The 4890-nt window shown below is 64.8% G+C and carries 5 protein-coding genes and 1 pseudogene; 3 read left to right on the plus strand and 3 right to left on the minus strand.

Translation table 11 applies throughout. The features are described from left to right. From ACI944_RS11735 to ACI944_RS11745, 3 genes are all read left to right on the plus strand, one after another. Positions 1-950: Mrp/NBP35 family ATP-binding protein (locus ACI944_RS11735; protein WP_411719239.1), on the plus strand; the 950-nt coding region annotated here is incomplete at its 5' end. A gap of 230 nt (positions 951-1180) precedes the next feature. Then, positions 1181-1954: a phytanoyl-CoA dioxygenase family protein gene (locus tag ACI944_RS11740; protein ID WP_411719240.1), complete on the plus strand. Its 774-nt coding sequence runs from the start codon at positions 1181-1183 to the stop codon at positions 1952-1954. Continuing rightward, positions 1951-3276, plus strand: a complete 1326-nt coding sequence (locus ACI944_RS11745; RefSeq protein WP_411719241.1) for an NRAMP family divalent metal transporter — start codon at positions 1951-1953, stop codon at positions 3274-3276. Before ACI944_RS11740 ends, ACI944_RS11745 begins: the two co-directional genes overlap by 4 nt. A gap of 42 nt (positions 3277-3318) precedes the next feature. On the opposite strand, the gene ACI944_RS11750 is transcribed toward ACI944_RS11745, so the two are convergent. The 3 genes and pseudogenes from ACI944_RS11750 to ACI944_RS11760 form a co-directional block, all read right to left on the minus strand. Continuing rightward, positions 3319-3642, minus strand: a complete 324-nt coding sequence (locus ACI944_RS11750; RefSeq protein WP_411719242.1) for a transcription factor S — start codon at positions 3640-3642, stop codon at positions 3319-3321. A gap of 65 nt (positions 3643-3707) precedes the next feature. Beyond that, entirely contained in the window at positions 3708-4313 is a 606-nt protein-coding gene (locus tag ACI944_RS11755) for a hypothetical protein (RefSeq protein ID WP_411719243.1), read from the minus strand. Continuing rightward, positions 4306-4890: pseudogene (locus ACI944_RS11760) on the minus strand (hypothetical protein); the annotation flags it as partial. The gene ACI944_RS11755 and the pseudogene ACI944_RS11760, both read right to left, overlap by 8 nt.

The raw sequence follows: 4890 nt of genomic DNA on the forward strand, positions 1-4890 counted from the left end.
GTAACGCCGTCCGCGAAGCGGTCCGGGATGTTGGCCTCGAACCGGACCTCTACGCCGAGGCGGGCGAGGAACACGGCTTCGACGAGGAGGTCATGCCGAACGTCCGAAACGTCGTCGCCGTCGCCTCTGGCAAAGGGGGCGTCGGGAAGACGACGGTTGCCGCCAACCTCGCGGCCGGTCTCGAACAGATGGGCGCGCGTGTGGGACTCTTGGACGCCGATATCCACGGTCCAAACGTCCCGCGCGTCCTCCCGGTCGAGGAGGAGCCTGGCGTGACGCCGCAAGAGAAGATCGTTCCGCCGACGTCCGACGGCGTCAAGATCATGAGCATGGACTTTCTCATCGGTGAGAAGGACGATCCGGCCATCCTTCGCGGCCCGATGGTCAACAACGTGATGACGCACTTTTTCGAGAACGTCGAGTGGGGCGCGCTTGACTACCTCGTCGTCGACCTGCCGCCCGGAACCGGCGACGCCTCCTTGGATCTCGTTCAGACGCTGCCCGTCGCCGGCGTCGCCATCGTCACCACCCCCCAGCAGATGGCGGTCGACGACGCTCGCAAAGGGTTGCGGCTCTTCGAAAAGCACGACACACCGGTGTTGGGCATCGTCGAGAACATGAGCCTCTATCACTGCCCGAGCTGCGAGGAGACCCACGACCCATTCGGACGCGGGGGGGCTCAGGAGATTTCCGACTCCTATGATGTCGAGTTGCTCGGTCAGATCCCGATCCACGAGGACTTTGGGGCCGACGGTACCACCGACCCGGTTGTCAAACTAGAAGGTAGCCCCGTCCGGGACCCGATGGTCGAGTTGGCCGACTCGATCGCCGACCGCGTCGGCGAGGTCAACCGCCGGAAGGTGGCCGATATGCTTGATCTCGGCGGGCGCGAGGAGGACAAAAGCCCCGTCGAGGAGTCGACGCAGGGCGGCACCGGACCGAAGTTATAATCTCGGCTGGAACGATAGACGACTGTCGACCGCTGCTGTGAGCGTATATAAGCAATCCCGTTGCGTTCAACGACCGTTTACATATTTCAGTCCGACGCTGAAGTGTAAAACACAGTTCAATGTATATATTGGCCCACGGATGTCGGCCAACACCGGCCTGTCGATCGGCCGCCCGTTGGGAACCCCTGCGGAACGTGGCGCTTTATTACTCTTGAATACCACGACTTGGTATGCCACTGACCGATACGCAGTTCAAGCAATACCAGACGGACGGCTACGCCGTCGTCGATGGCGTCCTTTCCGAGGCGGAGGTGACGGCGCTGAAAACGCGCCTCCGTGAGTACGTTCGTGGCGACCGCGACGAAGAGGGGTTTGAGCGGATGCTCGAACCCTCAGTCGACCCCGCGGACTTCGAACGCGAGGGCGAACCGGTCCGCAAGTTCGAAGGGGTCGGAATGGCCCGCGAGGACGATGTCTTCGCCGACCTTGCGACACACGACGGCATCCTTGAGGTGGTCTCACAGCTTCAAGGGTCGAACCTCAAACTGCTTCGGTGTGCCGGGATGCTCAAGCCGCCCGGCGTCGGTAGCGCGAAGAAGTTCCACCAGGATGCGGCATACTATCCGATCCGCCCGATGGATCACGTGACAGTGTGGGTTGCACTCGACGAGGCGACGACCGAGAACGGCTGTATGCAGGTCGTCCCGGGGGCTCACACCGACGGCCTGCTGAAACACGAAGCCCAGGAGTATGACACCGACATCACGGTTTCCGAACGCGACTACGACGAAAGCGACACGGTTTCCTTGCCGATGGACCCCGGCGACGTGCTGTTCCAACACTGTCTGTTGCCCCACTACACCGCCACCAACGAGAGCGATCGGTGGCGACGGGCGATGATCGTCGCATACATGCGCTCGCGCTCGCGGTTCAGCACCGACGACCGCCCTGAGTGGGTCGACAGCATGGCGATCGCCGGCGACGAGTTCCCGGGGTGTGTATGATGGCCTCGCTCGCACGCCTTCGCGGGTACGCGGACGAGATGGGTCCCTCGTGGGTCGCGGGCGCCATCGCGGCCGGGCCGGCGACGATGGCGAGTCTCATCACCGGCGGCGCGACCTACGGCTACGACCTCCTGTGGGTCGTGGTGCTCTCGGCGTTTGCCGGCGCGCTCGCCCAGTATCTCGCGATGCGTTTGGGGCTGCTCACCGAGTCCGGGATCGTCAGTGTGGTCGAAGACCACCTCGGCGAGTGGTGGGCGTGGCTACTGGTCGCCGACGTAGTGCTCGTCGCCGGCGTTGCACAGCTCGTGATCATGAACACGCTCGCGAGCGTCTCGGCGACGATCACCCAAACCGACGCCTGGATCTGGGGTGCTGTCTGGGCCGTGGCGCTCGCCCTCGGCCTCGCCGGCCGCGGTTATGGCCTCCTGGAGACCGCAGCAAAACTCCTCGTCGCCGCGGTCGTCGTCGCCTTCGTCGCCTCGCTGTTCGTCGTGCCGGTCGAACCGGGCGCGGCCGTCACCGGACTCGTCCCGTCGCTCCCTGGCGGCAGCGCGCTCGTCGCCGCGGGCATCCTCGGCGGCGCGGTCCACATCTCGCTCATCACGATGCACTCCTACACGATGCGCGCAAAGGGATGGACCGACCGCGAATACGGGCTGGCGACGTTCGACATCGGTGCTTCGATGCTCGTTGCCTTCGGGATCTACAGCGTTGCGATCTTCCTCGTCGCTGCGAGCGTTCTTTCGGATCCCAACCTCACCACCGTTGGGGCTGCCCAGGCGCTCGGCCCGCTCGTCGGCGAGAACGCCCGGTGGCTCTTTTTGCTCGGACTCGGCGGCGCGGCGGTGTCGACGCTGGGCGGCAACACTATTGTCCCGCCGTTCGTCCTCGCCGACAAACTCGGTTGGGGGACGACCGTCGAGGACCCGCGCTATCGGGGACTTCTGGCCGCGGTCGCGCTGCTTTCGGCCCCCGGCGCGATGATCGGCGGGCAGGTAATCGGCCAACTCGTTCTCGTTCTCGCGCTCGGAACGGTCGGAACGCCCTTTGCAATCGCGCTGGTCGTGTACCTGCTGAACTCTCCGGCGGTGTCGCGGCCGACCGCCACGGTAACCAACATCGGCGGTCTGGCGCTTCTCTCGGTGTCGGGAGCCCTCGCCGCGAACTTCCTCCGCGAACAGATCGCGGTGGGGCTCTCACCGCTTTCGGGGGCCGTGTTGGCCTTCGCCGTCGTTCTCACGCTCGCGATGCTCGTACTGTTGGCGAAGTACGCCCGCGAGCAGTTTCAAAAAGGCGAAACCGCCGTCGAACCGGCTGATTGAGCCGCCTCGTGGTTCGGGGCCGTGTCACCACGGCCGTGACGTTCAACTGTAACCGCGCCACCGGTTGCCGCACTCCTGGCACTTAAAAAAGCGCGTCGGTGGTTCGTCGGCGCTCCCGGTCTGTTTGATCGTGTACCACGCCTCATCGTGGCCGCACTCGTCGCAGATTACGTCCGTCGCGGTCGGCTTCCCCTCGAAGTCCGCGTCGGGCGAGGACTCAATCACGTCGTCGTCGGTCTGGGTTTCGGTGCTGACGAACGACTCGGCGCGCTCTTTGTCCTTCCGCTGGCTCGCGCCGCAGGAAGAACAAACCATTTCATCGCCGTCGGCGTGCATCAGGGAGCCACACTCCTCACAGAACTGCATAACTGCTGAAGATTCCTCAGCGATAAAAGTGTGCGGGCTCGCGGCAGCGCGACCGCGCCACAGCCTCAGCCCTCGTCAGGGAACACCGTGTCCGCCCGCTGCCGAGCGGCCACCACGGGGCAGTTCCGGACCTGGAACTCCTCAACCCCGACCACCTCGACGATCTCTGTATCGGGGTTGCCGCACGCGAGTTCCGGGGGTTCAGAGAAGTGCTCGCATTTCTTGCAGTACTGTTCTTTTCGGACGACGGCGTCGGCTCCCTCCCGTTCTTCGGAATCGGGCTCGACAGTCGCGGGCTCCTCGAAGACCGACTTCCAGACAGCTTCCTCGTCAAGATCGGCGGTCTCCATCTCCTGGAAAAAGTCTTCCTCGGGATCGGCGTCGGGAACGTCCAATTCGGTGAAGGAGTCCCCCTCGGAGACGGCGGCGGCCCCACCCGTGACCGGGGAGATTTCGTTCGGGCCGGAGACATCGGCATTCTCGGCGGCGTCGGTATCGCTGTCAGTGCCCGAGGCATCCACCCCTGTGAAGGGATCATCGACGCTTAAATCGGCGCCGGCCTCACTCAATTCGGCGAAGGGATCGTCGACGGCGTCGGGGTCGCCCGGATCGGGTTCCGACCCCGCCGCCAAATCTTGGTCCGTGGGATGATCCGGGGGTTCCTCACTCATGTGTGCCCCCGGCCGACGGCCTCACCGAGTCGGCGCCTCCGTCGGCATCGGTGGCAGCCTCGACGTTGGAACCATCCTCAACGGCGTCGGCCTCGGAAGCCGCCTCGCCATTGACGGTCAGCGTCGGCCGCCTGAACCACCGGAGCACCGAGGAGGGCGTCTCAAGGCCTTCAAGTTCGTGTTCGCAGTGCGGGCAGGCCGCCTCCGAGAGCAGGCCGATCCGAACCAGGTTCCCGCAGGATGCACAGTTCGCCTCAAGCGCACCGTTTCTGTTCGCGTCGCGTTGAATCCGCCCCAGTCGCTTTTCGGAGTCGGATTCGGTCGATTCGCGGCGGTTGCGGGCGACGACGGCACGGGCGAGCCGGTCGAGTTTGTCTTCGACGGTGTCGATGCGGCCGGTGTTCGATTCGAGGTCGTCGCCGAGCCGCTCGACCGATTCCTCGAGGCCGCCGAGAGATTCCAGCTCGACTTCGACCGCCTCCACCGCCGCCGAGAGTTCCTCGGTCCGGTCGGCGAGCGACTGAAACTCTCTGTGAGAATGCTCTGCAGGTGCCCGTTCCTCGACGGCGTCGCGCAA

The sequence above is a fragment of the Natronomonas sp. genome (assembly GCF_046710025.1).
Lineage (GTDB): Archaea > Halobacteriota > Halobacteria > Halobacteriales > Haloarculaceae > Natronomonas.